We start from the raw sequence: 23,980 nt of genomic DNA, 5'->3' as shown, positions 1-23,980 counted from the left end.
GAGGCTTCTCGGTGTCGGGACGACGGGGCTGGCGAAGGGGGCCGGGGATGAAGCGGGTGCTGGGCGTGGTGGCGATCACCGCGGGGATCGTGCTGGGGATGCAGGGGTGCCTGCCGTTCGGGGACGACAAGGAGCACCGGACGGTGGACTACGGGGTGTCGGAGCCGGTGAAGGAGCTGGTGGTCGAGGGGCACACCGGCGGGGTCGTGGTGACCGGTGGCGGCGACACGGTGCACGTCACGGAGAAGCAGGACTACGAGGACGCGCCGCCGAACACCACGCACGAGGTGAAGGACGGCGTGCTGCGGCTGACGTACGACTGCGGCGGCTGCGGCGTCGGGTACACCGTGCGGGTGCCGGCCGGGACGAAGGTGCGGATCAAGGAGGAGACCGGCGGGGTGCGGCTGAGCGGGCTGGCCGCCGAGGTGGAGGCCGAGGTGGACACCGGCGGGGTCGAGGCCACCGGGCTGACCTCGCAGCAGGTGCGGCTGAGCGCCCGGACCGGCGGGGTGCGGGCCGAGTTCGCGGCCGCGCCGGTGAAGGTGGAGGCGAAGACCGAAACCGGCGGGGTCCGGGTGAAGGTGCCGGCCGACGAGGCGTACGCGGTGGACGCGAACGCCGGGACGGGCGGCGTGGACGTCGGCATCCCCTCGCAGGCGGGGGCGGCGCGCCGGATCACCGCGCGGACGGACACCGGCGGGGTGACGGTCAGCGGTGTCTGACCGGGCCGTTCCGGAGGTACTGCCGGTAGGGCATGATCTCCTCCGCGGGGGCGGCGTCCCCGGCTACGGGGGAGGTACGGCGGTGGAGCGCGTGATGCGCTGGCGGACCTGGACGGGCGGGCTCAGCCCGTACGTCCTGGACACCTTCCTTGCGGTCTGCTCGGCGGTGGTGTCGCTCTGGGCGGTCTACAACGACGACGTCGACTGGCCGTGGTGGGTCTACCTGCTGGCGGCGTCCACCGCGCTGTACCTGCCCTGGCGGCGGGTCGCCCCGCTGCCGGTGCTGCTGGCCCTGAGCGTGCCGGTCTCGCTGCTGCTGTCGGCGGTCGCGCACTCGGCCGACCCGCAGGTGCCGTTGTACGCCGTGATCGGGATGTACACGGTGGCGGAGCGCTTCCCGGACCGGCAGCGCTGGCCGATGCTGGTGGTGGCGGTGGCCGCCAACGTGCTGGGTACCCACTCGCCGAACGGCGCGCTGTTCAGCGTGCTCACCTCGGTCGGCGGCTTCGTCTTCGGCTCGCTGGTCCGCTCCCAGCGGCGGCTGGCCCACCTGGAGGCCGAGCGGGCCCGCGAGGCCGGGGAACGGGCGGCCAGCGAGGCGGCCCGTGCGGTGGCGCAGGAGCGGGCCAGGATCGCGCGGGAGATGCACGACATCCTGGCGCACGCCGTCTCCCTGATGGTGATCCAGGCCGAGGCCGGGCCGCTGGTGGTGCACGGCGACCCGGACCGGGCGGTCCGGGTCTTCGACACCATCGCCGACTCCGGCCGTGACGCGATGGTCCAACTCCGGCGTGTCCTGGGAGTGTTGAAGGAGGAGGGCGCCGGCCCGGAGCTCGCGCCGCAGCCCCGGCTGGCCGAACTCGCCGAGGTGGCCGAGCGGGTGCGTGGCGCGGGGCTGTCGATGGACCTCGAACTGCCGGACGGGACGGGTTCGTTGCCCGCGGACGTGCAGGCCTCGGCGTACCGGATCGTGCAGGAGGCGCTGACCAACACCGTCAAGCACTCCGGCGCCACGCGCGCCTCGGTGCGGGTGGTCCGCGCCGGCGACGTGCTGGAGGTGGTGGTCGCCGACAACGGGCGCGGGGTGGCGGCGGCGGCCGACCGCGCGGTGGCGGGCTGGTCCGGCGGCCGCGGACTGGTCGGCATCCGGGAGCGGGCGGCGGCCTGCGGCGGGCGGGCCGAGGCCGGCCCCGGCCCGGAGGGCAAGGGTTTCCTGGTGACCGCCCGGCTTCCGCTGGGGGCGGCGGGGGTGAGGGAGGGAGTGGGCGGATGACGCCGATTCGGGTGGTCGTCGCGGACGACCAGGAGCTGGTGCGGGCCGGGTTCGGGATGATCCTGGACGCGCAGCCGGACATCGAGGTGGTGGCCGAGGCCCGCGACGGCGCCGAGGCCGTCGAGGCGGTGCGGGAGCACGGCCCGGACGTGCTGCTGCTGGACGTCCGGATGCCGGTGATGGACGGACTGGAGGCGGCCCGCCGGGTGTGCGCCGAGTTCCCCTCCACCAAGGTGATCATGCTGACCACCTTCGACGTCGACGACTACGTCTTCGACGCGCTGTACGCGGGCGCCAGCGGCTTCCTGCTCAAGGACGTCCGGCGGGACGACCTGGCGCACGGGGTGCGGATGGTGGCCTCCGGCGAGGCGCTGCTCGCCCCCTCGGTGACCAGGCGGCTGATCGGCGAGTTCGCCGCCCGCCGCCCGGGCGCGCCGGACCGGGCGGTGCGCCCGCCGTCCCGGCTGCTGGAGCAGCTGACGCTGCGCGAGCACGAGACGCTGAAGCTGATCGCCCGCGGGCTGTCCAACGCGGAGATCGCGGCCGAACTGGTGGTCAGCGAGCACACCGTGAAGACGCACGTCAGCAACGTGCTCGGCAAGCTCGGGCTGCGCGACCGGGTGCACGCGGTGGTGTTCGCGTACGAGGCCGGCGCGGTGGTGGCGGGGGAGAGCTGAGGCGCGGCTTCGGGGAGGGCCGAGGCGCGTCTGCGGGGGAGGGCCGCCGGGGCGCGGTTTTTCGGTGGCCCCGGCCGGGTCCGGGGCCGTACCGTCCCGGGTATGAACGCGAAGCGTCCGCTGATCGCCGTGCTGACCGGCGCGGGTGTCTCGACCGACTCCGGCATCCCCGACTACCGCGGCCCGCAGGGGCTTTGGCGCAAGGACCCGAGCGCCGAGGAACTGGTCACCATCGGGCCGTACCGGGACGACCCCCGGGTGCGCGCGCGGGCCTGGCGGATGCGGCTGGAGACCGGCGCGCTGGCCGCCGGGCCGAACGCCGGGCACCGGGCGCTGGTGGACCTGGAGCGCTCCGGGCTGCCGGTGCGGGTGCTCACCCAGAACATCGACGGGCTGCACCAGGAGGCCGGGCTGCCCGCCCGCAAGGTGCTCGAACTGCACGGCAACACGCGGGAGACGCAGTGCCTGCGCTGCCGGGTGGTCGGGTCGATGGCCGAGGCGCTGGCGCGGGTCGAGGCGGGCGAGCCGGACCCGGACTGCCGGGCCTGCGGCGGCATCCTGAAGCCGCGGATCGTGATGTTCGGCGAGAACCTGGACCCGGAGGTGCTCGGGCAGGCCGACGCGATCGCCCGCGCCTGCGACCTGTTCATCGCGATCGGCACCAGCCTGCAGGTGTTCCCGGTGGCCGGGCTGCCGTACACCGCGGTGAAGAGCGGCGCGAAGCTGATCATCGTGAACGCCGAGGAGACGCCGTACGACGTGGCCGCGTCCGAGGTGATCCGGGAGCCGATCTCCACCTCACTGCCGAAGCTGGTCCGGCGGCTGGTCGTGGAACGGGCGTGAGGACCCTTTACGGACGTACCGCATGCATACGATGATCTTCCCGGCTTCCCCCCACGGCCTGGAGTGATCGAGCGATGACGACGACGGCGAAGTTCGACCCCTGGTCGGCCGCGTTCGTGGCCCACCCGTACGACGCGTACGCCGAACTGCGCGCGCAGGCGCCGGTGACGTACTTCGAGCCGACGAACCAGTGGCTCGTCCCGCGCCACGAGGACGTCAGCGCGCTGCTGCGCGACCGGCGGCTCGGCCGCACCTACACCCACCGGTTCACCCACCAGGAGTTCGGCCGCCCCGAGCCCGACCCGGCGCACGAGCCCTTCCACACCCTCAACGACCACGGGCTGCTCGACCTGGAGGCGCCCGACCACACCCGGATCCGCCGGCTCGTCTCCAAGGCCTTCACCCCGCGCATGGTCGAGGGCCTGCGCCCGACCGTCCGGCGCCTCGCCGGCGAACTGGTCGACGGGCTGCTCGCGGACGGCGGCGGCGACCTCATCGCCGCCGTCGCCGAGCCGCTGCCCGTCGCCGTGATCGCCGAGATGCTCGGCGTCCCGGAGGGCGACCGGCACCTGCTGCGGCCCTGGTCCGCCGACATCACCGGCATGTTCGAGCTCAACCCGAGCGAGGAGACCGCCCGCCGGGCCGTCACCGCCAGCACCGAGTTCTCCGATTACCTGCGCGCCCTGATCCGCGACCGCCGGGCGAACCCGGGCACCGACCTGGTCAGCGCGCTGATCCAGGCCCAGGAGGGCTCCGACGCGCTCAGCGAGCAGGAGATGGTCTCCACCTGCGTGCTGCTGCTCAACGCCGGGCACGAGGCCACCGTCAACACCACCGGCAACGGCTGGTGGGCGCTGTTCCGCCACCCCGAGGAGCTGGCCCGGCTGCGCGGCGCCGTCGACGAGCTGCTGCCCACCGCGATCGAGGAACTGATGCGCTGGGACACCCCGCTGCAGATGTTCGAACGGTGGGTCCTGGAGGACGTCGAGATCGGCGGCGTCACCGTCCCGCGCGGCGCCGAGATCGCCCTGCTCTTCGGCTCCGCCAACCGCGACCCGGCCCGCTTCGCCGACCCGGACCGGCTCGACCTCGGCCGCACCGACAACCCGCACGTCACCTTCGGCGCCGGAATCCACTTCTGCCTGGGCGCCCCGCTTGCCAGACTGGAGCTCACCGAGTCCTACGGCACGCTGCTGCGCCGGGCCCCGGGCCTGCGGCTGGTCCGCGAGCCCGAGTGGAACCCCGGCTACGTGATCCGCGGGCTCAAGGAACTGCTGGTCGAGGCGTAGGACGGGAAGAGGGGGGGCGGCCGTGGGCAAGGCGACGGGGGCACTGCTGGGGCTGGCGATCGGGGACGCGCTCGGCCGGGAGACCGAGTTCCAGGCCGTCGAGGAGATCACCGCCCGCCACCCGGACTGGCGGCGGCTCCCGCTGCCGAAGAAGGCCCTGGTCACCGACGACACCCAGATGACGCTCGCCCTCGCCCGCGGCCTGCGCACCGCCCTGGCGCGCGGGCCGCTGACGCCGCTGCGGCTGGAGCGGCCGGTCCGCGAGGAGTTCGTCGACTGGTGGCGCTCCCCGCAGAACAACCGCGCCCCCGGAATGACCTGCCTGCGCTCCTGCCAGCGGCTCAGCCGCCCCGAGTACCGCTGGCAGCAGGCCAGCGACGTCGGCTCCAAGGGCTGCGGCGCCAACATGCGGGTCGCCCCGGTCGGGCTGATCCGCGAGCTGGACGCCCGCGGGCTCTCCGGCGCCGCCCAGCTGCAGTCCGCGCTCACCCACGGCCACCCGACCGCGCTCGCCGCCAGCGACCTCACCGCGTACGCCGTCCGCCGGCTCGCCGAGGGCATCGCGCCGGCCGCGCTGCCCGCCGCGCTGCGCTCCTACGCGCTGGCCGGCCGCCACCGGTACGACGGGTTCTGGCTCGGCGACCTCGCCGACCGGTGGTACGGCCCCTCGCCGCAGGACGTCATCGCCCGCGGCTGGGACGACTGCCTCAAGGTGCTCGACCGGCTGGACGCCGCGCTCGCCTCGCCGGACGTCGAGGCCGACCCCTGCCTGGCCACCGGCGGGGGCTGGGTCGCCGAGGAGGCCTTCGGCACCGGCCTGCTCTGCTTCCTGCTGCTGCCCGACGACCCGGTGGCCGCCGTCCGCCGGGCCGCCGTCTCCAGCGGCGACTCCGACTCCCTGGCCTGCCTGACCGGCGCCTTCGCGGGCGCCCACCACGGGGAGTCGGCCTGGCCGGCCGACTGGGTCGAGCGGATCGAGCACCGGGACGAACTGCTGGAGTTCGGGGCGCTCTGGGACTGAGCCGGAACCCGGAGGCGGGGTGCCGCGTCGAAGGGCCATGACGAACAGCAGCACCGGAACCCGTCGCCGCACCGTCCGCGCCGCCCGCCGCCCGGCGACGGTGCTCCTCGCCGCCGCGCTCGCCGCGCCCCTGGTCGCCGGCTGCGGCAGCACCGGGGCCGCGACCGGCACCGAGGTGAAGGCCTCCGCGCCGGCCACCCGCCCCGCCGTCGACCCGGCCCGGCTGGCCGCCACCGCGAAGGCCACCGACGCCTTCGGGCTGGACCTCCTGCACGCCCTCACCGCGACGCCGGACGGCGCCGGGCGCAACACCGTGGTCTCGCCCGCCGGGCTGGCCACCGCGCTCGCGATGCTGCTGCCCGGGGCGCGCGGTGCGACCGCCCAGGAGCTGGCCAAGGCCCTGCACACCGACCTCGACCCGAAGCAGTACGCCCTCGCCGTCGGCGCCCTCGACCAGCGGGCGGACGGCGGGGGCAAGGCCACCCTGCGCCAGAGCGACGAGGTCTGGACGCAGCAGGGCCTCCCGGTGGAGCCCGACTACCTGGCCACCCTCGCCGCGGCCTTCGACGCCGGAGTGCACACCACCGACTTCAAGAAGGACCCGGAAGGCAGCCGCAAGGCCGTCAACGCGGCCGTGGAGAAGGCCACCGAAGGGCGGATCAAGGACCTCTTCGCCCCGAACACGATCGACCCGAACACCCGGCTGGTCCTCACCGACGCGCTCTACCTCAAGGCGAAGTGGGCCTCCGAGTTCAAGCCCGGACACACCGCCGACCGCCCCTTCCACAAGCTCGACGGCTCCACCCCGAACGTCTCCACGATGAGCCGGACCGACGACCTCAAGTACGCGGACGGCTCCGGCGGGATCGCCGGAGAGCCCTGGCAGGCCGTCGAACTCCCCTATGCGGACGGCGCGTTGGCGATGGACCTGATCGTCCCCGCGCAGGGCGGCTTCGCCGCCTTCACCAAGGGGCTGGACCAGCCCGAGCTGGACCGGATCCTCGGCGCCCTCAGCGCGCAGCCCGTCGACCTGCAGCTGCCGCGCTTCCACTTCGACACGTCCAACGAGCTCACCCCCGCGCTGCGCTCGCTCGGCGTCCACTCGGCCTTCGACGACGCCGACCTCACCGGCATCGCCGAGCAGCCGCCGCTCGCCGTCAGCACGGTGGTGCAGAAGGCCACCGTCCAGGTCGACGAGGAGGGCACCGTCGCGGCGGCCGGCAGCGGCGTCGGGGTCGGCGTCGCGGCCGCGCCCGCCCCGCAGCGGGCCGCCCAGCTGCACATCGACCGGCCGTTCCTGTTCCTGATCCGGGACACCTCGAACGGGCGGCCGCTGTTCCTCGGCCAGGTCACCGACCCGCAGGCGAAGTAGCCGCCGGGCGGGGGCGGGGGCTACCAGGCCGGGTAGCGCTCGCCGAGCGCCGGGTGGCGCGGGTCGCGGCTGCCGAACAGCACCAGCAGGTCGTCCGCGACCGTCAGCAGCTCGGCCCGGCCCTCGACCGCCCCGGCCCAGTCGGCGGGCAGCGCCGAGGCGCCGTACGCGGCCCCGACCAGGTTGCCGCAGACCGCGCCGGTGGAGTCGCTGTCCCCGGAGTGGTTCACCGACAGCAGCAGCGCGGTGCGCACCGGGTCGGGGCCGAGGGTGGCCGCCAGCAGCGAGTACACCGCGATCGCCAGGCACTCCTCGGCGATCCAGCCGAGCCCGACCCGCTCCACCGCCTCCGCCGCGGGCTCGGACTCCTGGGCGATCCGCACCGCCCGGGCCAGCGCCTGGACGGTCTCCTTCGAACTCGGCAGCTCCCGGATCTGATCCACCGTCTCGCCGACCGCCGCCCACGGCTCGGTGCCCTGGGCCAGCCGCTCGACCAGCGCCGCGAAGGCGCCCGCCGCGAGGTAGCCGGTCGGGTGACCGTGGGTCAACTGGGCGCACTGCACCGCCAGCCCGAAGGACTGCTCGGCCCCGAGCCGGGCCAGCCCGAACGGTGCCGAGCGCATCACCGTGCCGCAGCCCTTGGACCCGGGGTTGACCGGCCCCGGCCACCCGATCGCGGACGGCGCCTGGAACTCCGGGTGCTCCGACACCCCGCTCAGGCACGCGTTGCCCGGCGCCCGCCGCGCGTACAGGAACGGCTGGCGCAGCAGCCAGCCGTCGTACGGGCGCGGCTGCGGCTCGGCGTCCGGCCGCGGCTGGTACTGCGTCTGCAGCCAGCGCCGGTAGGCGCCGTGGACGGCCTCCGGCACCGAGCCGCCACCGCCCGTCCAGCCGCGGACGAAGCCGCGGATCAGGCCCTCGGCGGTGAACAGCGTCATCTGGGTGTCGTCGGTGACCTCCACCGGACCGGGCCCGGCGGGCAGCGCCGTCACCCCGTCCGGCCCGAACCGGTCCTGGATCTGGTGCAGTTGCAGGAACTCCACCGGCCAGCCCAGCGCGTCGCCGATCGCCCCGCCGAGGAGCGCCCCGCGCACCCGGTCCCGGTACCCCGACTCCGCCGTCGGCTCCGTCACGTCGAATCCCCCTTCGTTCGTGGCGGTGTACGTTCTACCAGGTTCGGAGACGGGCCCTAATCCCGGATCTCCCCGGCGCGCCCGTGCAGCGCGGCGCGGTCCGCGGCCGCCCGCCCGGCCACCCAGCCCTCGCCGTCACTGACCCGCACCCGCTGCGAGACCAGCTTCGGGAACAGCCGGCCGACCTCGTCGTCCACCGCCGCCGAGCGGGCCGCGAGCGCGGGCAGCAGCCGTGCGTCCGGCAGCAGCTGCTCCTCGGTGCCGTCCTCGCGCAGGTGCCGCCCGGCCGCCGCGTCGCTGGTGGCCCGCTCGGTGGCGGCGGTCAGCCGCTCGCGGATCCGCGCCGCGTAGGCGACCAGGAACGACTGCCGGAACGCCTTGCTGCGCGAGTCCTTCCCGGAGCCCGCCTTGTTGAGCGCGTGGGTGGCCTGCACCAGCAGCGAGGTGTAGAGCAGCTCGACGCCGTCCAGGTCGCCGTCGAAGCCGATCACGGTGCAGAAGCCGAACTCCTTCGCCCACACCACCCGGCAGCGGTTCGCCGCCGCCACCGCGTCCAGCAGCATCGTCTTCGGGCCCTCGTACGGGTTGTCCACGCCGATCCGCACCGCCGCCGGGGTGTCCCGGTCGGCGCCGGCCGCCGCCAGCAGCGCCTCGTCGATGCTGTGCTGGGCCATCAGCTGCTGCGCCTTGGCGGTCAGCGCCTCGGCCTCCTCCGGGTACTCGGTGGACTCGGCCTTCGCCAGCAGCGCCCGGATCCGGGCCAGCATCCGCGGCTCGCCGGTCGCCGGGCCGGCCGGGTGCTCGGCCCGTACGGACCGGCCGGCGGCCCGGCCGCTGTGGCCCGGCGCCGGGCCGACCGGGGCGATCGGGGGCAGCCGGCCCCAGCTGCGCAGCAGCTCCAGGGCGGCGGTGGCGAGCGCGAAGCGGTCCAGCCGGTGCCGGTGGGCGAAGGCGCCGAGGAACTGCTCGTCGTCCGGCCACCACGCGTCGGCGTCCAGCTCGCGCAGCTGCTCCCGCCAGCGCCGGTCCGGGCCCGTCGCCGGGTGCCGGCGGTTCTCGGCGGCGATCAGGTCCACGGCGAGCGCCAGGTGGACGGGCTTCAGTTCGCGCCGCACCACCCGCACCAGGTCCGCCGGGCGCCACCCGGCGGACCAGCAGCGGCCCACGGCGGTGTCCGCGTACCCGAGCAGCGCGCGGCTGACCGCCGGCCACTGCCCGGCCGAGGCGGCCAGCAGCGAGGCGCCGGTGTCCAGTGCCAGGTCCAGCGTGTCGTCCGGCGCCGTGAGCACCGACCGCACCGCCTGCTCCAGCAGCGCCCCGGCGTCCCCGCCCTGCTGCGCGCGCTCGCCCACGGTGTGTCCCTGCTCTCCTCGACGGTTCCGGCCCTCCCGCCCATGATGCCGGAGGCGCGCAGGGCGCCCCTGCGGCCGGGGGAGCGGGGGAGCGGGGTGGGTCGGCGCTCGATGGCCCTGGCCAGGATCTCCGGCAGGCGCTCCAGCAGCCGGTCGGCCGCCAGCCGGATGCCGAGCGCGGCGATCAGCGCGCCGTACGCCGGCCCGGGTGGCAGACGGCCCCCGGCTGTGGTACAGCGGGTGAAGGGTGGCCCGACACCGGCAGGTCGTGCGCGGGACACCCCCGCGACATCCGGCCGGGGGTCACGACCTGCGGCGTTGCATTTGTTTTGACCGCGCCCCATGCGCTAGGTACGCTCTGACCTTGTGCCTGGGGTGTCCCCGGGTCCTTGTGCGTGCATGCACACCGGTCGCCGCGCCGAGCCGGAGCGCCTTCCAGCGCCCCGCGCGTTGAGCGCCGTCGCTGTACATCAGCTCACGGGATTCCGTGCCGGAAAAAACCCAACACACCCGACCGCGTGGGTCGACCACGGGGCCGAGTGCGAGGGATCACCACAGGTTAGTTCCACCAAGCCTTGGCACACAGAAAACGGAGAAACGGTGCCTACGATCCAGCAGCTGGTCCGAAAGGGCCGGCAGGACAAGGTCGAGAAGAACAAGACTCCCGCGCTGAAGGGCTCCCCGCAGCGCCGTGGGGTCTGCACGCGTGTGTACACGACCACCCCGAAGAAGCCGAACTCGGCTCTCCGCAAGGTCGCCCGTGTGCGCCTCACCAGCGGGATCGAGGTCACCGCTTACATCCCGGGCGAGGGCCACAACCTGCAGGAGCACTCCATCGTGCTGGTTCGCGGTGGTCGTGTGAAGGACCTTCCTGGTGTCCGCTACAAGATCATCCGCGGTTCGCTCGACACCCAGGGTGTCAAGAACCGCAAGCAGGCTCGCAGCCGCTACGGCGCCAAGAAGGAGAAGTAAGAATGCCTCGTAAGGGCCCCGCCCCGAAGCGCCCGGTCATCATCGACCCGGTCTACGGCTCCCCGGTCGTCACCCAGCTGGTCAACAAGATCCTGCTGCACGGCAAGCGCTCCACCGCCGAGCGGATCGTCTACGGCGCCCTCGAGGGCGTCCGTGAGAAGACCGGCTCGGACCCGGTCGTCACGCTGAAGCGTGCGCTGGAGAACGTCAAGCCGGCCCTCGAGGTCAAGTCCCGCCGTGTCGGTGGCGCGACCTACCAGGTTCCGGTCGAGGTCCGTCCGGGCCGCGCCAGCACCCTGGCGCTGCGCTGGATGGTCGGTTACTCCCGCGCCCGTCGCGAGAAGACCATGACCGAGCGCCTGATGAACGAGATCCTCGACGCCAGCAACGGCCTGGGCGCTTCCGTGAAGCGTCGCGAGGACACCCACAAGATGGCCGAGTCCAACAAGGCCTTCGCGCACTACCGCTGGTAGTCCGTACCCCGTCACTAGACAGAGAGAGAACGAGCCACCATGGCTGCAACCTCCCTTGACCTCGCCAAGGTCCGCAACATCGGGATCATGGCGCACATCGACGCGGGCAAGACGACCACCACCGAGCGGATCCTGTTCTACACCGGTGTGTCGTACAAGATCGGTGAGGTCCACGATGGCGCTGCCACCATGGACTGGATGGAGCAGGAGCAGGAGCGCGGCATCACGATCACGTCGGCCGCGACGACCTGTCACTGGACGGTCGACGATGCCGACCACACCATCAACATCATCGACACCCCGGGTCACGTCGACTTCACCGTCGAGGTGGAGCGTTCGCTGCGCGTCCTCGACGGTGCCGTGACGGTGTTCGACGGTGTCGCCGGTGTCGAGCCCCAGTCCGAGACCGTGTGGCGGCAGGCTGACCGCTACGGCGTCCCGCGCATCTGCTTCATCAACAAGCTGGACCGCACGGGCGCGAACTTCTTCTTCTGCGTCGACACCATCGTGGAGCGCCTCGGCGCCACCCCGCTGGTGATGCAGCTCCCGATCGGTGCCGAGGCGGACTTCAAGGGCGTTGTCGACCTTGTCCGCATGAAGGCCCTCGTGTGGTCGGCCGAGGCCGCCAAGGGCGAGATGTACGACGTCGTCGACATCCCGGCCGAGCTGCAGGAGCAGGCGGACGAGTACCGCGAGCAGCTGATCGACACCGTCTCGACCATCAGCGACGAAATCGCCGAGCTCTTCCTCGAGGGCGAGGAGATCCCGGTCGAGCTGCTGCAGGACGTCATCCGCAAGGGCACCCTGAACTCGGACTTCACCCCGATCTTCTGCGGTACCGCCTTCAAGAACAAGGGCGTTCAGCCCCTGCTCGACGCGGTCGTCAAGTACCTGCCGTCGCCGCTGGACATCGAGTCCATCGAGGGCACCAAGCCGAACGACCCGGAGACCAAGATCTCCCGTAAGGCTTCGGACGACGAGCCGCTGGCTGCGCTGGCGTTCAAGATCATGTCCGACCCGCACCTGGGCAAGCTCACCTTCGTCCGGATCTACTCCGGCCGCCTGGAGTCCGGCACCTCGGTGCTGAACGCCGTCAAGGGCAAGAAGGAGCGCATCGGCAAGATCTACCGCATGCACGCGAACAAGCGTGAGGAGATCGAGTCGGTGGGCGCCGGCGACATCGTCGCCGTCATGGGCCTGAAGCAGACCACCACCGGTGAGACGCTGGCCGACGAGAAGAACCCGGTCATCCTGGAGTCCATGGACTTCCCGGCCCCGGTCATCCGCGTCGCCATCGAGCCCAAGTCCAAGGGTGACCAGGAGAAGCTGGGTGTCGCCATCCAGCGTCTCGCCGAGGAGGACCCGTCCTTCCAGGTCAACACGGACGAGGAGACCGGCCAGACCATCATCGCGGGTATGGGCGAGCTGCACCTCGAGGTGCTGGTCGACCGTATGAAGCGTGAGTTCAAGGTCGAGGCCAACGTCGGCAAGCCGCAGGTCGCGTACCGCGAGACGATCCGTCAGGCCGTCGAGCGCATCGACTACACCCACAAGAAGCAGACCGGTGGTTCCGGTCAGTTCGCCAAGGTGCAGATCGCGATCGAGCCGCTCGAGCAGGCCGAGGGCTACGAGTTCGTCAACCTGGTCACCGGTGGCCGCGTTCCGCGCGAGTACATCCCGTCGGTCGACGCCGGTTGCCAGGAGGCCATGGAGTTCGGCGTCCTCGCCGGCTACCCGCTCCAGGGCGTCCGCGTGAAGCTCCTCGACGGTCAGTCGCACGACGTCGACTCCTCCGAGCTCGCGTTCAAGATCGCCGGTTCGATGGCCTTCAAGGAAGGCGCCAGGAAGGCCAAGCCGGTCCTTCTTGAGCCGATGATGGCCGTCGAGGTCACCACGCCCGAGGACTACATGGGCGACGTGATCGGTGACATCAACTCTCGTCGTGGCCAGATCCGGTCCATGGACGAGCGCCACGGTGCCCGCGTCGTCACGGCGCTGGTGCCCCTCTCCGAGATGTTCGGCTACGTCGGTGACCTGCGCAGCAAGACCTCTGGTCGCGCGAGCTACTCGATGCAGTTCGACTCGTACGCCGAGGTCCCCAAGGCCGTGGCTGAGGAGATCATCGCCAAGTCCAAGGGTGAGTGACGTCCCGACTTCCGGGATGATTCCGACCCTTTAGGCTATTAGGAGGCGACCTGGGAGGATCCGGACGGATTCTCCCAGGGCCTCCGGCCCCCACCCATGGGACGGTACGAGGTGCTTCCGGCACCCGGACCAAGCCCGATCAAAGACCAACTGACGTCAGCACGGCGTACAGGAACTGTCCTCAGGAGGACTCAGTGGCCAAGGCGAAGTTCGAGCGGACGAAGCCCCACGTCAACATCGGCACCATCGGTCACATCGACCACGGCAAGACCACGCTGACCGCGGCCATCACCAAGGTGCTGCACGACGCGTACCCGGACCTGAACCCCTTCACGCCGTTCGACCAGATCGACAAGGCCCCGGAGGAGCGTCAGCGCGGTATCACCATCTCGATCGCGCACGTCGAGTACCAGACCGAGGCGCGTCACTACGCCCACGTCGACTGCCCGGGTCACGCTGACTACATCAAGAACATGATCACCGGTGCCGCCCAGATGGACGGCGCCATCCTGGTGGTCGCCGCCACCGACGGCCCGATGCCGCAGACCAAGGAGCACGTCCTCCTGGCCCGCCAGGTCGGCGTTCCGTACATCGTCGTCGCCCTGAACAAGGCCGACATGGTGGACGACGAGGAGATCCTGGAGCTCGTCGAGCTCGAGGTCCGCGAGCTGCTCTCCGAGTACGAGTTCCCGGGCGACGACCTGCCGGTCGTCCGCGTCTCCGCGCTGAAGGCCCTCGAGGGCGACAAGGAGTGGGGCGAGAAGCTCGTCGGCCTGATGCACGCCGTCGACGAGAACATCCCCACCCCGGCCCGCGCCGTGGACCAGCCGTTCCTGATGCCGATCGAGGACGTCTTCACGATCACCGGTCGTGGCACCGTCGTCACCGGCCGCATCGAGCGCGGCATCCTCAAGGTCAACGAGACCGTCGACATCATCGGCATCAAGGAAGCCAAGACCACCACCACGGTCACCGGCATCGAGATGTTCCGCAAGCTGCTCGACGAGGGCCAGGCCGGTGAGAACGTCGGTCTGCTGCTCCGTGGCATCAAGCGCGAGGACGTCGAGCGCGGCCAGGTCATCATCAAGCCGGGTTCGGTCACCCCGCACACCGACTTCGAGGCCCAGGCCTACATCCTGTCGAAGGACGAGGGTGGCCGCCACACCCCGTTCTTCAACAACTACCGCCCGCAGTTCTACTTCCGTACCACGGACGTGACCGGCGTCGTGACCCTCCCCGAGGGCACCGAGATGGTCATGCCGGGCGACAACACCGCCATGACGGTCGCGCTGATCCAGCCGATCGCCATGGAGGAGGGCCTGAAGTTCGCCATCCGTGAGGGTGGCCGCACCGTGGGCGCCGGCCAGGTCACCAAGATCCTCAAGTAATCGAGGCTCTGACCTGCCCGCCTCGTAGAGGCTGAGCCGAAGGGCCCCGCACACCTCCGGGTGTGCGGGGCCCTTCGGTGTGTCAACTGTGGTGCTCCCGTCTGCTTCTGGTAACGGCCTGTTGAAGGTTTGTCCAGAACCGACTGCTATCCTGGCGGCTCATTGGGCTCTCCCGCGTTGTCGTCCGCAGCTTCCAGGGCGTTGGGAGAGGCTCCGGTCGGTGTCGTCTCCCGGCGGAGCACCTTCTCGATCGCACTCGATACATGGGGACGGGCAAGCACGATGTTCAACGAAGCATCCGGGAACGGCCCGGCCGGGGGGCCCGCGCCGCTGTTGTCGGTCGTCATGCCGATCTACAACGAGCAGGAGGCGCTGCCTCTGACCGTCCAGCGGCTGCGTCCGATCCTCGACGGCCTCGGCATCAGCTACGAGGTCGTCGGCATCGACGACGGCAGCACGGACGCGACCCCCGCGCTCATGCAGAAGATCCACCAGGACTGGCCGGAGTTCCGGATCGTCCGCTTCGCCCGCAACTCCGGGCACCAGGCCGCGCTGACCGCCGGCATCCACCGGGCCTTCGGCGACTACGTCGTGTCGATCGACGCCGACCTGCAGGACCCGCCGGAGAAGATCCCCGAGATGCTCGCGCTGGCCCGCGAGCAGAACCTCGACATCGTCTACGGCGTGCGCGGCGACCGCGGCACCGACACCGTCTTCAAGCGGCGCACGGCCGGCGCCTACTACTGGCTGATGCGCAAGCTCGTCGGCAAGAAGATGCCCAACCAGGCCGGTGACTTCCGCCTGCTCAGCCGGGCCGCCGTCGAGGCGCTGAAGGCGCTGCCCGAGCACCAGCCGGTCTACCGCCTGCTGGTGCCGTGGCTGGGCTTCCCCAGCGGCGAGGTCGTCTACGTGCGCGAGGAGCGCGTGGCCGGCAGCACCCACTACCCGCTGTCGAAGATGCTCCGGCTGGCCGTCGACAGCATCACCAACTTCTCCGCCGCCCCGCTGCGGCTGGCGACCTGGCTGGGCGTGCTGAGCTTCGTGCTCTGCTTCGCGCTGGGGATCTACACCACCGTCGAGTACGCGCTCGGCAAGACCGTGCCCGGCTGGTCCTCGCTGTTCATCGGCATGCTCTTCCTCGGTGCCGTCCAGCTGATCTGCATCGGCCTGCTCGGCGAGTACGTCGGCCGGATCTACTCGGCGTCCCAGGCCCGCCCGGCGTACTTCGTCGGCTACGACTCGGCCGAGGACAACGACCGCACGACCCGCCGGACCGTCACCTACGCCGGCTGAGCAACGCCGCCGTCCGCGGCCGGGGCCGAGCGCCCCGGCCGCGGACGGCGGCCGTCCCACGGCGCCGCCGGCGCGAGGGGCCAGACCAACGGAATGGACAGCATGGGGAGCACCGACAGCACCGGGACCTCGTCGGGGCCGGGCGACGTGCGCCTGCGGGACGCGCCGTCCCGCGCCACGGCGGTGACGGCCGGCGGGCCCCGGGAAACGGTGCTCCGCCGGCTGCTGCGTTTCGCCCCCGCCGCTGCCGCCTACCTGCTGCTGGTCGCCCTGCTGCTGGCCGCGGACACCCGGCCCGGCGACATCGCCCGCTACACCTTTTATGCGGCCTGGGCCGTGCTGTTGCCCGGCACCCTGGTGTTCCGGTCGCTGCGGCGCCGCCCGTACACGTTGGTCGAGGACCTGGCGCTCGGCGCCGCCACCGGCCTGGTGCTGGAGCTGGCGGCCTGGGCGGTGCTGATGCCGCTCGGGCTGCAGAAGGCGGCGATCGCCTGGCCGCTGCTGGTGGTCGTGCCGTTCCTGGCGGTGCCCGGGCTGCGCCGGCACTGGCGGCCGCGCGGCTACCGGCGGCAGTCGGCGGGCTGGTCCTGGTCGGTGGCCGGGGTCGTCGCGCTGACCTCGGTGTACTACTACGAGGTCTTCCTCTCCCGCTTCCCGATCCTGCCGGACAGCGACACCACCCGGCAGTACGGCGACCTGCCGTACCTGCTGTCGCTCGCGGGCAACGCCAAGCACGACTTCCCGCCCACCCTGCCGCAGGCGGCGGGGGAGCCGCTGCACTACCACTGGTTCACCTTCGTCCACATGGCGATGGGCGACCTGGTCGGGCACATCGACCTGACCGTGATCGAGATGCGGCTGATGGTCCCGGCGCTGGCCGCGCTGGGCATCCTGGTGACGGCGGTGGTCGCCCAGCGGCTGAGCGGCCGGGCCTGGGCCGCCCCGGTGGCGGCGGTGCTGGTCTTCGCGGTGGGCGAGTTCACCGCGGCCTACCCGAACAACGTCAGCAGCTGGACCTTCGGCGCGCCCGAGGTCCGGCTGATGTCCTTCGTCAGCCTGTCGCTCACCTACAGCCAGCCGCTGCTGATCGCGCTGATCGGCGTGGTCGGCGACGTGCTGCGGCGCGGCCGGGCGGACGGCGGGCCCCTGGACGACGACGGGCGGGCGGACGACGGGCGGGCGCCGGCGCTGGGCCGCGGCGCCTTCGTGCTCACCGCCCTCTTCGCGCTCGCCTCCAGCGCCGCCAAGGCGAGCTCGCTGCCGGTGACCCTGGCCGGCCTGGCCTTCGCCGGGCTGATGGTGCTGATCGGCACCCGGCGCATCCCCTGGCCGATCGTCGGCCTCGGCGCGGTGATCGGCGCCGCGCAGCTGTTCGCGACGGCCGTCATCTTCGACTTCGAGAGCTACGGCCTGGAGGTCATCCCGTTCGGCAACGTCCAGCAGTACTGGGCCGATCCGCAGCACAGCCGGACGGCGGCGGTGCAGGCCGTGGTGGTCGCCGCGACCCTGGGCGCCTTCCTGCTGAACCACCAGCTGAAGGTGGTCGGCGCGCTGCCGCTGATGTGGCGCCGGCGGTTCCGGCTGGAGCCGGTGCAGTGGTTCCTGCTCGGCGGCGCGATCGCCGGGCCGGCCGCCTACCTGGCCGTGAACGGCTTCAACTCCAGCTACTTCACCATCGCCGGCCTGCCGTTCGGCGCGCTGCTGTCGGCCTGGGGCTACTGCGAGGCCGTCGAGCGGGCCGCGCTGCCGCGCCGGGCCGTGGCGGCACTCCTGGCCGGCGCGCTCGCGCTCGCGGGCGGCCTGACGTACCTGATGTACCGGTACTCCGCGGACTGGGCCAAGTGGGCGGTCGGGCTGTTCGGCCACGAGAAGGCCTGGCACTCGTACGACCCGCTGCTGCCCGCGCTGGTCGCCGCCGGCGTGCTGGCCGCGATCGCCGCCGTCTGCGGGCTGCTGTGGTGGGCGGCGGCCCGGGCGGTGCCGGCCCTGCGGCGGCGCGGCGGCGTGGTGCTGCTGACGGCCACCCTGGCGATCGGCCTGCCCGGCCTCGGGCTGGACGTCCTGCAGGCCCGGCACGTGGTCTGGGAGGGCTCCTGGATCCTGCCGAAGACGCAGATCGACGGTGCCCGCTGGGTGCGCGCGCACAGCGACCCGAAGGACGTCCTGGCGACCAACGGCCACTGCTGGGAGTTCGAGGACTACAAGAACGGCCCGACCTGCACCAACTACCGTTCGCACTGGCTGGGGGCGTACTCGGAGCGGTCCGTCCTGATCGAGGGCTGGGCGTACGCGCCGCGGCTGATGGCGACCTCCGGCGGCGCCGCGGCGACCACCGCGCCGTTCTGGGACGCGGCGCTGCTCAAGCTCAACGAGGACGCCTTCTACCACCCGACCGCCGACATCCTGCGCCGGCTGCACGACGACCACCGCGTCCGCTACCTGGTGGTCCAGCGCAAGGCGGGCCAGGAGTCGCCGCTGCTGGCGAGGCTCGCCCCGAAGGTGTTCGACAACGGCCGGGTGGCCGTGTACGAGCTGTCCTGACCACCGACCCGACCCGACGACGAAGCATGGGCACAGACATGGTCTCCACCGACAAGCGGGCCGTAGGAGCCTCGACCGACGAGCCGGGGGCCGCGGAGCGGTCCGGCTCCACGGCCAAGCGACAGCTCCCGTCCTTCGCGATCATCGGGGTGCTGAGCACGCTCTTCTACCTCGGCCTCTACGTGGCGGCGCGGCAGGTGGTCGACCCGCAGGCCGCCAACCTGATCGCGCTCGCGGTCAGTGCCGTCGCCAACACCGCGGCCAACCGCCGCTTCACCTTCGGCATCACCGGCTCGGAGGGGGCGCTCAAGCACCAGCTGCAGGGCGCGGTGGCCTTCGTGATCGGGCTGGCCCTGAGCGCCGGCGTGCTGGCGCTGCTGCACTACGCGGCGCCGCACGCCTCCAAGGTGGTCGAGGTCGGCGGCCTGATCGTGGCCAACGGCCTGGCCACCGTGGTCCGCTTCCTGCTGATGAAGGTGTGGGTCTTCAAGGACTGAGCCCCGCAGGACACGGCAGAACACCGGAACGGCGGAGCGCCCGGTGCCTCGGGCACCGGGCGCTCCGCCGTTCGTCGTGCGGTCGTCGCTACGCGGAGACGGTGGGCGGCCGGACGGCCTCCGCCTCGCGGCGCTCGGTCGGTGCCCCAGCGGTGTCCTGCGCGGTGTCCTGGGCGGCCGCCGGGGCGGCCTTGCGGGCCTTGAGCCGGCGGATCGGCCCGGGCGTCCAGTCCTTCAGCTTCATCACCGGCGACTCGATCAGGTGCCACGACAGCGCGGCCAGCACGACCGTCCCGGCCAGCGCGCAGGCGAGGAAGCCGAGCTTGCCGTACTTGGCGTAGCCGAGCATCGCCAGCGCCTGCTCGACGGTGAAGCCGTAGATGTAGATGCCGTACGAGTAGTCCCGCTTGCGCCCGATCCGCTGGAACGGGCCGGGCAGCCGGATCGCCAGCCACAGCAGCAGGTAGGCGAAGGCCGGGTAGCCGATCACGAAGACGCCGCCCCAGCGCAGCGTGGCCAGGAAGGCCACCGCGGACGCCAGTGCCAGGGCGTCGTTGATCGGGATGCGCTCGCGGTAGAGCTGGAAGGTCGCGCCGATCAGGAAGACGAAGCCCAGGTGGACGATGAAGTGGATGCTCAGTGAGCCCAGGCCCGGGAGGTTGACGCCGGAGCCCATGTCGCCGGGGATGCCGCGCCAGCCGGGCGCCTCGATCCAGTCGTTGAGGATCAGCACCCACAGCGCGACCGCGGCCAGCGGGACGAAGCGGCGGGCCCGCAGCAGCACCCCGCCGGCGGCCAGCAGGCCGACGACGATGTAGCAGAGGATCTCGTACTTGAGCGACCAGAGCGCGCCGTTGACGCTGCCGTCGAAGTTGGTGCCGCGCCGGATGCCCTCGTGGATCACGCCGGAGACGTCCCAGCCGCCGGTCAGCGAGGTGTTCCAGGTGCCGAGCAGGTAGGTCTTCGGGCCGTTCGGGTCGTTCCAGAAGCCGTTCAGGGTGTGGTGCTGCCAGCGGTACAGCAGCGGCATGATCACCAGGGTGGAGATCACCAGCGAGCCCCAGAGACCGGGGAGGATGCGCAGCGCCCGGTGCCAGGAGTAGCGGCCGATGGTGCTGCGCCGGCCGCTGCCCGTGATCATGAACCCGGAGAGCACGAAGAAGCCGATCACGGCCATCTTCCCGATGTCGGTCTGCTGGCCGCTCTTCTCCCACAGCGGGTCCAGGTGGCCCCAGGCGAGCGGGTAGACGTGCGAGACCACCACGGAGGAGGCCAGCAGCAGGCGCAGCAGGCCGAAGCTGTTGGCACGGCCGGAGAACAACTCGGCCAGGGTGCCCCGGGATCGGAGCAGACTGCGCGGTCTCATGGGGGTTCCTCAGGGGCTGGTGGGTGCTGCCGCGATGGCGGAGGCGCCGGACGGGTGGGTCCGTCCGGCGCCGGTGCTGCTCTGTCGGGCGCGGCCCTACGCGGCCGGGTCGGCGGTCTGGGCGAGCCAGAGCTCGCGGACGGCCTCGCGCAGGGTGCGGCGGGGGGTCCAGCCGAGGCTCTCCCGGGCGACGGTGACGTCGAGCTGCTGCCACTCGGTCTCGGGGCCGGTGCCGTCCGGCGCCGGGACCTCGGTGATCTCGGTCGGCACGCCGCTCTCCTCGATCAGCAGCTCGACCAGCTGCCGGGCGGTGGAGGCGGAGCCGGTGCCGACGTTGACGACGGCCGGGGCCGAGCGGTCGGCGGCGGCCAGCAGGACGGCGTCGAGGGTGTCGGTGAGGTCGACGAAGTCGCGCAGGGCGGTGAGCGGCTGGAGCGACAGCTGGGCGGTCTCGCCGGCCCGGCGGGCGGCGTCGAGCTTGCCGGCCATCACGCCGAGCAGGCTGTGGCCGGGCTGGCCGGCGCCGACGACGTTGCCGAGGCGCAGCACGACGCCGCTGATCCGGCCGGCCTCGACGGCGCGCACGACGGCCTCGGTGGCGGCCAGCTTGAGCTTGCCGTACTCCATCACCGGGGCGGCCGGGTCGCTCTCGCGCTGGCTGGTGCCGACCGGGGCCATGCCGTACTCGTGCACGGTGCCGAGGTGGACGAGCCGGGCCGGGGCGGCCATCGCGGCGACGGCCTCGACCAGCCGCTCGGTGAGGACGACGTTGGCCTGGTACATCTGCTCGTCGTTCAGGCCCCACATGCCGCCGGCCGCGTTGACGACGGTGTCGATCCGCTCGCGCTCCAGCAGCGCGGTGAGCTCGGCCGGGTCACCGGTGGAGAGGTCGAAGGCGAGGAAGCGGCCGGGGGCCGGCTCGGCCGGGGCCTTGCGGGCGAGGCTGACCACCTCGGCGCCGCGCTCCAGCAGGCGGGCGCCGAGCACCCGGCCGATGAAGCCGGTGCCGCCGAGGACGGCCACCCGGGCCGGTGCCGTGTGCGGTGCGCTCATTGCGGAGGACTCCAAGGGGAGGACGAAGGGTCAGCGGGGCCGGCGGGCCGTGCTGGTGGCGTTGCGCAGCAGGGTCTTCGCGCCCTGCCACTGGCCGGCGCGCATCGCGCCCGGGACGAGGGTGAGGGCGTGGATGCGGGCGGACAGGTGGAGCCGGGAGGCGCGTGCCGCCCGCGGCCAGCCCTGGGCGTCGAGGCGGTCGGCGGCGTCCAGGAAGTAGCGCCGGGCCTCGGTGAAGCGGGTGCCGCTGAACGCGGACGAGGAGGAGATGCTGACGGCGTGCCGGCGGTACTGGAAGACCCGCTCGTCGTCGACGACCATCTGCTCGCCGGCCTGCAGCAGGTCGATGACCAGGGCGAGGTCCTGGATGATCTCCAGGTTGTCGCGGAAGCCGGTGGTCTTCACGGCCTCGGTGCGCCAGCAGATCGACGGGAAGTACAGCCAGTTGCCCTTGAGCAGGCTGACCGCGAGGTCCTCGCCGCCCATCAGCACGCGGCCGCGCTGCTTGGGCGCGTAGATGCGGCGCTTGGACTCGTCGGCGAGCGAGGTGCTGGGCCGGCCGTCGCTGCCGATGACCTGGACGCCGGGCTGGATCATCGCGACGCCGGGATACTGGGTGAGGATCGAGCGGACGGTGGCGACGTAGCCGGGCAGCATGACGTCGTCGGTGCCCATGAACACCAGGTGCTCGTACTCGGCCAGGCCGAGGCACTTGCGGTAGTTGCCGGTGACGCCGAGGTTCTGCTCGTTGCGGAAGTACCGCACCCGGGAGTCGCCCAGCTCGGCGAACCACTCGGGGACCCCGGGCTCCTTCCCGTCGTCCACGACGGTGAGCCGCCAGTCCGGGTCGGTCTGGGCCAGCACGCTGCGGACGGCTTCCTGCATCAGTGCGACGTCGCCGTAGTACGGCAGCAGGATTTCCAGGGTGGTCATGGTGGAGGCACATCCGGAGGTCGGTTCGGGCCGGCGGGCGGGGCGGGGCCCCGCGGCGGGCCCATCATACTGAGCCGCGAGCGGGCCCCCACCGACGGTGATGCCCGGACCACCGGCCCTGCGGGCGGCGGTCCGGGCATCGGTCGGGCTCAGGCCGTGCGCAGGCTCTCGGTGTAGGCGCGGCACTTCTCGTAGTCCGGCAGCAGGCCGCTCGCGATCGCCTCGGCGAGCGAGGGCGCGGCGGCGTCGCGGGCGGACAGCTGCGGGGCGTCGGTGGGCCACTCGATGCCGAGGTCCGGGTCGAGCGGGTGCACCGCGTGCTCGCCGGTCGGGTTGTAGGTCTCGGAGCAGACGTACGACAGGGTGGCGTCGTCGGTCAGGGCGCAGAACCCGTGGCCGAGGCCCTCGGCGATGTAGACCGCCTTGCGCTCGACGTCGTCGAGCCGGACGAACTCCCACGTCCCGAAGGTGGGGGAGCCCACCCGCAGGTCGACGATCACGTCCAGGACGGCGCCGCGCACGCAGCTGACGTACTTGGCCTGGCCGGGCGGGACGTCGGCGAAGTGGATGCCGCGCACCACGTCCTTGGCGGACACCGACAGGTTGCCCTGGGCCAGCCGCAGCGGGTGGCCGACGACCTCCTGGAGGTGGTCGAAGCGGTACCACTCCATGAACAGGCCGCGGGGGTCGCCGTGCAGCTGCGGGGTGACCTCGACGGCGCCATCGATGGACAGCTCGCGGAACTTCACTTGGCCGCCTCCTCGTCGAGCAGCGCGATCAGGTACTGGCCGTAGCCGCTCTTGCACAGCGGCTCGGCCAGCTCGCGCAGCTGCGCGTCGTCGATCAGGCCGGCCCGCCAGGCGGCCTCCTCGATGCAGCCGATCTTGAAGCCCTGGCGCTCCTCGATGACCCGGACGAACTCCGAGGCCTGGACCATCGAGACGAAGGTGCCGGTGTCCAGCCAGGCGGTGCCGCGGTCGAGCACGGTGACGTGCAGCTCGCCGAGCTTGAGGTACTCCTCGTTGACGGCGGTGATCTCCAGCTCGCCGCGGGCGCTCGGCGTCAGGTCGCGGGCGATCTCCACCACGCGGTTGTCGTAGAAGTACAGGCCGGGCACCGCGTAGCGGGACTTGGGCGCGGTCGGCTTCTCCTCGATGGAGATGACCTGGCCGGCCTCGTCGAACTCGACGACGCCGTAGGCGGTCGGGTCGGCGACGGGGTAGGCGAACACCATGCCGCCCTGCGGGGAGGTGCGCTCGGCGAGCCGGGTGCCCAGGCCGCTGCCGTGGAAGATGTTGTCGCCGAGGATCAGTGCGACGGGCTCGTCGCCGATGAAGTCGGCGCCGAGGACGAAGGCCTGGGCGATGCCCTCGGGCTTCTCCTGGACGGCGTACTCCAGCTTCAGCCCGAACTGGGAGCCGTCGCCGAGCAGGCGCTGGAACTGGTCCTGGTCCTGGGGGGTCGTGATGATGAGGATCTCGCTGATCCCGGCCATCACCAGGGTCGACAGCGGGTAGTAGATCATCGGCTTGTCGAAGACCGGGAGGAGCTGCTTCGAGACAGCCCGGGTCAGCGGCCAGAGTCGGGAGCCGGTGCCGCCGGCCAAGAGGATTCCACGCATGCCCCGCAGCTTATGT

Annotated in this window: 21 protein-coding genes; 14 read left to right on the top strand and 7 right to left on the bottom strand. The window is 72.1% G+C overall.

Annotated features, from left to right (window positions below):
- Positions 1 to 47 precede the first annotated feature (47 nt).
- The 7 genes from VM95_RS06500 to VM95_RS06470 all read left to right on the top strand — a co-directional run bounded on the left by VM95_RS06500 (position 48) and on the right by VM95_RS06470 (position 7,197).
- A complete protein-coding gene (locus tag VM95_RS06500) occupies positions 48 to 722 on the top strand; it encodes a DUF4097 family beta strand repeat-containing protein (protein ID WP_045693064.1) in 675 nt (224 codons plus the stop codon).
- Positions 723 to 804: 82 nt separating this feature from the next.
- Positions 805 to 1,995: a sensor histidine kinase gene (locus tag VM95_RS06495; RefSeq protein ID WP_052707177.1), complete on the top strand. Its 1,191-nt coding sequence runs from the start codon at positions 805 to 807 to the stop codon at positions 1,993 to 1,995.
- A complete protein-coding gene (locus VM95_RS06490) occupies positions 1,992 to 2,672 on the top strand; it encodes a response regulator (RefSeq protein WP_045693063.1) in 681 nt (226 codons plus the stop codon). Before VM95_RS06495 ends, VM95_RS06490 begins: the two co-directional genes overlap by 4 nt.
- Before the next feature lie 102 nt (positions 2,673 to 2,774).
- Positions 2,775 to 3,515, top strand: a complete 741-nt coding sequence (locus VM95_RS06485) for an SIR2 family NAD-dependent protein deacylase (protein WP_045693062.1) — start codon at positions 2,775 to 2,777, stop codon at positions 3,513 to 3,515.
- A 74-nt stretch (positions 3,516 to 3,589) separates the two neighbouring features.
- Positions 3,590 to 4,804: a cytochrome P450 gene (locus VM95_RS06480; RefSeq protein WP_045693061.1), complete on the top strand. Its 1,215-nt coding sequence runs from the start codon at positions 3,590 to 3,592 to the stop codon at positions 4,802 to 4,804.
- Between the two features lie 22 nt (positions 4,805 to 4,826).
- Positions 4,827 to 5,825, top strand: a complete 999-nt coding sequence (locus VM95_RS06475) for an ADP-ribosylglycohydrolase family protein (RefSeq protein ID WP_045693060.1) — start codon at positions 4,827 to 4,829, stop codon at positions 5,823 to 5,825.
- A gap of 37 nt (positions 5,826 to 5,862) precedes the next feature.
- Complete coding sequence (locus tag VM95_RS06470; protein ID WP_052707176.1) at positions 5,863 to 7,197, top strand: serpin family protein; 1,335 nt, start codon at positions 5,863 to 5,865, stop codon at positions 7,195 to 7,197.
- 20 nt (positions 7,198 to 7,217) lie between these two features.
- Here the strand turns inward: VM95_RS06470 and VM95_RS06465 are convergent, their stop codons facing one another.
- Together VM95_RS06465 and VM95_RS06460 are read right to left on the bottom strand one after the other, a co-directional pair.
- A complete protein-coding gene (locus tag VM95_RS06465) occupies positions 7,218 to 8,330 on the bottom strand; it encodes an ADP-ribosylglycohydrolase family protein (protein ID WP_045693059.1) in 1,113 nt (370 codons plus the stop codon).
- Between the two features lie 56 nt (positions 8,331 to 8,386).
- The gene (locus VM95_RS06460; protein ID WP_244178648.1) at positions 8,387 to 9,682 is read right to left on the bottom strand and encodes a DUF2786 domain-containing protein; all 1,296 of its coding nucleotides are present in this window, start codon (positions 9,680 to 9,682) and stop codon (positions 8,387 to 8,389) included.
- 600 nt (positions 9,683 to 10,282) lie between these two features.
- Here VM95_RS06460 and rpsL point away from each other — a divergent pair.
- From rpsL to VM95_RS06425, 7 genes are all read left to right on the top strand, one after another.
- Complete coding sequence (gene rpsL, locus VM95_RS06455) at positions 10,283 to 10,654, top strand: 30S ribosomal protein S12 (protein ID WP_014144289.1); 372 nt, start codon at positions 10,283 to 10,285, stop codon at positions 10,652 to 10,654.
- Positions 10,655 to 10,656: 2 nt separating this feature from the next.
- Entirely contained in the window at positions 10,657 to 11,127 is a 471-nt protein-coding gene (gene rpsG / locus VM95_RS06450) for a 30S ribosomal protein S7 (RefSeq protein WP_030055803.1), read from the top strand.
- Positions 11,128 to 11,166: 39 nt separating this feature from the next.
- A complete protein-coding gene (fusA, locus tag VM95_RS06445) occupies positions 11,167 to 13,272 on the top strand; it encodes an elongation factor G (RefSeq protein ID WP_045693058.1) in 2,106 nt (701 codons plus the stop codon).
- A gap of 194 nt (positions 13,273 to 13,466) precedes the next feature.
- Positions 13,467 to 14,660: an elongation factor Tu gene (tuf, locus tag VM95_RS06440; RefSeq protein WP_045693057.1), complete on the top strand. Its 1,194-nt coding sequence runs from the start codon at positions 13,467 to 13,469 to the stop codon at positions 14,658 to 14,660.
- A 282-nt stretch (positions 14,661 to 14,942) separates the two neighbouring features.
- Positions 14,943 to 15,953 (top strand): glycosyltransferase family 2 protein, encoded by a 1,011-nt coding sequence (locus tag VM95_RS06435; protein ID WP_045693056.1) that lies wholly within the window; start codon positions 14,943 to 14,945, stop codon positions 15,951 to 15,953.
- A 102-nt stretch (positions 15,954 to 16,055) separates the two neighbouring features.
- Positions 16,056 to 18,494, top strand: a complete 2,439-nt coding sequence (locus tag VM95_RS06430; RefSeq protein ID WP_045693055.1) for a hypothetical protein — start codon at positions 16,056 to 16,058, stop codon at positions 18,492 to 18,494.
- A gap of 26 nt (positions 18,495 to 18,520) precedes the next feature.
- Positions 18,521 to 18,991, top strand: a complete 471-nt coding sequence (locus VM95_RS06425; protein WP_078859641.1) for a GtrA family protein — start codon at positions 18,521 to 18,523, stop codon at positions 18,989 to 18,991.
- A gap of 88 nt (positions 18,992 to 19,079) precedes the next feature.
- Here VM95_RS06425 and VM95_RS06420 read toward each other — a convergent pair whose 3' ends face one another.
- The 5 genes from VM95_RS06420 to rfbA form a co-directional block, all read right to left on the bottom strand.
- Positions 19,080 to 20,357, bottom strand: a complete 1,278-nt coding sequence (locus VM95_RS06420; RefSeq protein WP_052707175.1) for an acyltransferase family protein — start codon at positions 20,355 to 20,357, stop codon at positions 19,080 to 19,082.
- A 96-nt stretch (positions 20,358 to 20,453) separates the two neighbouring features.
- Positions 20,454 to 21,410 carry an NAD-dependent epimerase/dehydratase family protein gene (locus VM95_RS06415; protein ID WP_045693053.1) on the bottom strand — a complete coding sequence of 319 codons (957 nt, stop codon included), beginning with the start codon at positions 21,408 to 21,410 and terminating at the stop codon, positions 20,454 to 20,456.
- 30 nt (positions 21,411 to 21,440) lie between these two features.
- On the bottom strand, positions 21,441 to 22,343 hold the full coding sequence (locus VM95_RS06410) for a glycosyltransferase family 2 protein (protein WP_045693052.1): 903 nt from the start codon (positions 22,341 to 22,343) through the stop codon (positions 21,441 to 21,443).
- A 149-nt stretch (positions 22,344 to 22,492) separates the two neighbouring features.
- Entirely contained in the window at positions 22,493 to 23,092 is a 600-nt protein-coding gene (locus VM95_RS06405) for a dTDP-4-dehydrorhamnose 3,5-epimerase family protein (RefSeq protein ID WP_045693051.1), read from the bottom strand.
- The gene (rfbA, locus tag VM95_RS06400; RefSeq protein ID WP_045693050.1) at positions 23,089 to 23,964 is read right to left on the bottom strand and encodes a glucose-1-phosphate thymidylyltransferase RfbA; all 876 of its coding nucleotides are present in this window, start codon (positions 23,962 to 23,964) and stop codon (positions 23,089 to 23,091) included. The genes VM95_RS06405 and rfbA overlap by 4 nt, the downstream gene beginning before the upstream one ends.
- Positions 23,965 to 23,980 lie beyond the last annotated feature (16 nt).

The sequence above is a fragment of the Streptomyces rubellomurinus genome (assembly GCF_000961885.1).
GTDB lineage: Bacteria > Actinomycetota > Actinomycetes > Streptomycetales > Streptomycetaceae > Kitasatospora > Kitasatospora rubellomurina.
This window is presented reverse-complemented; position numbering and strand designations above follow the sequence as displayed.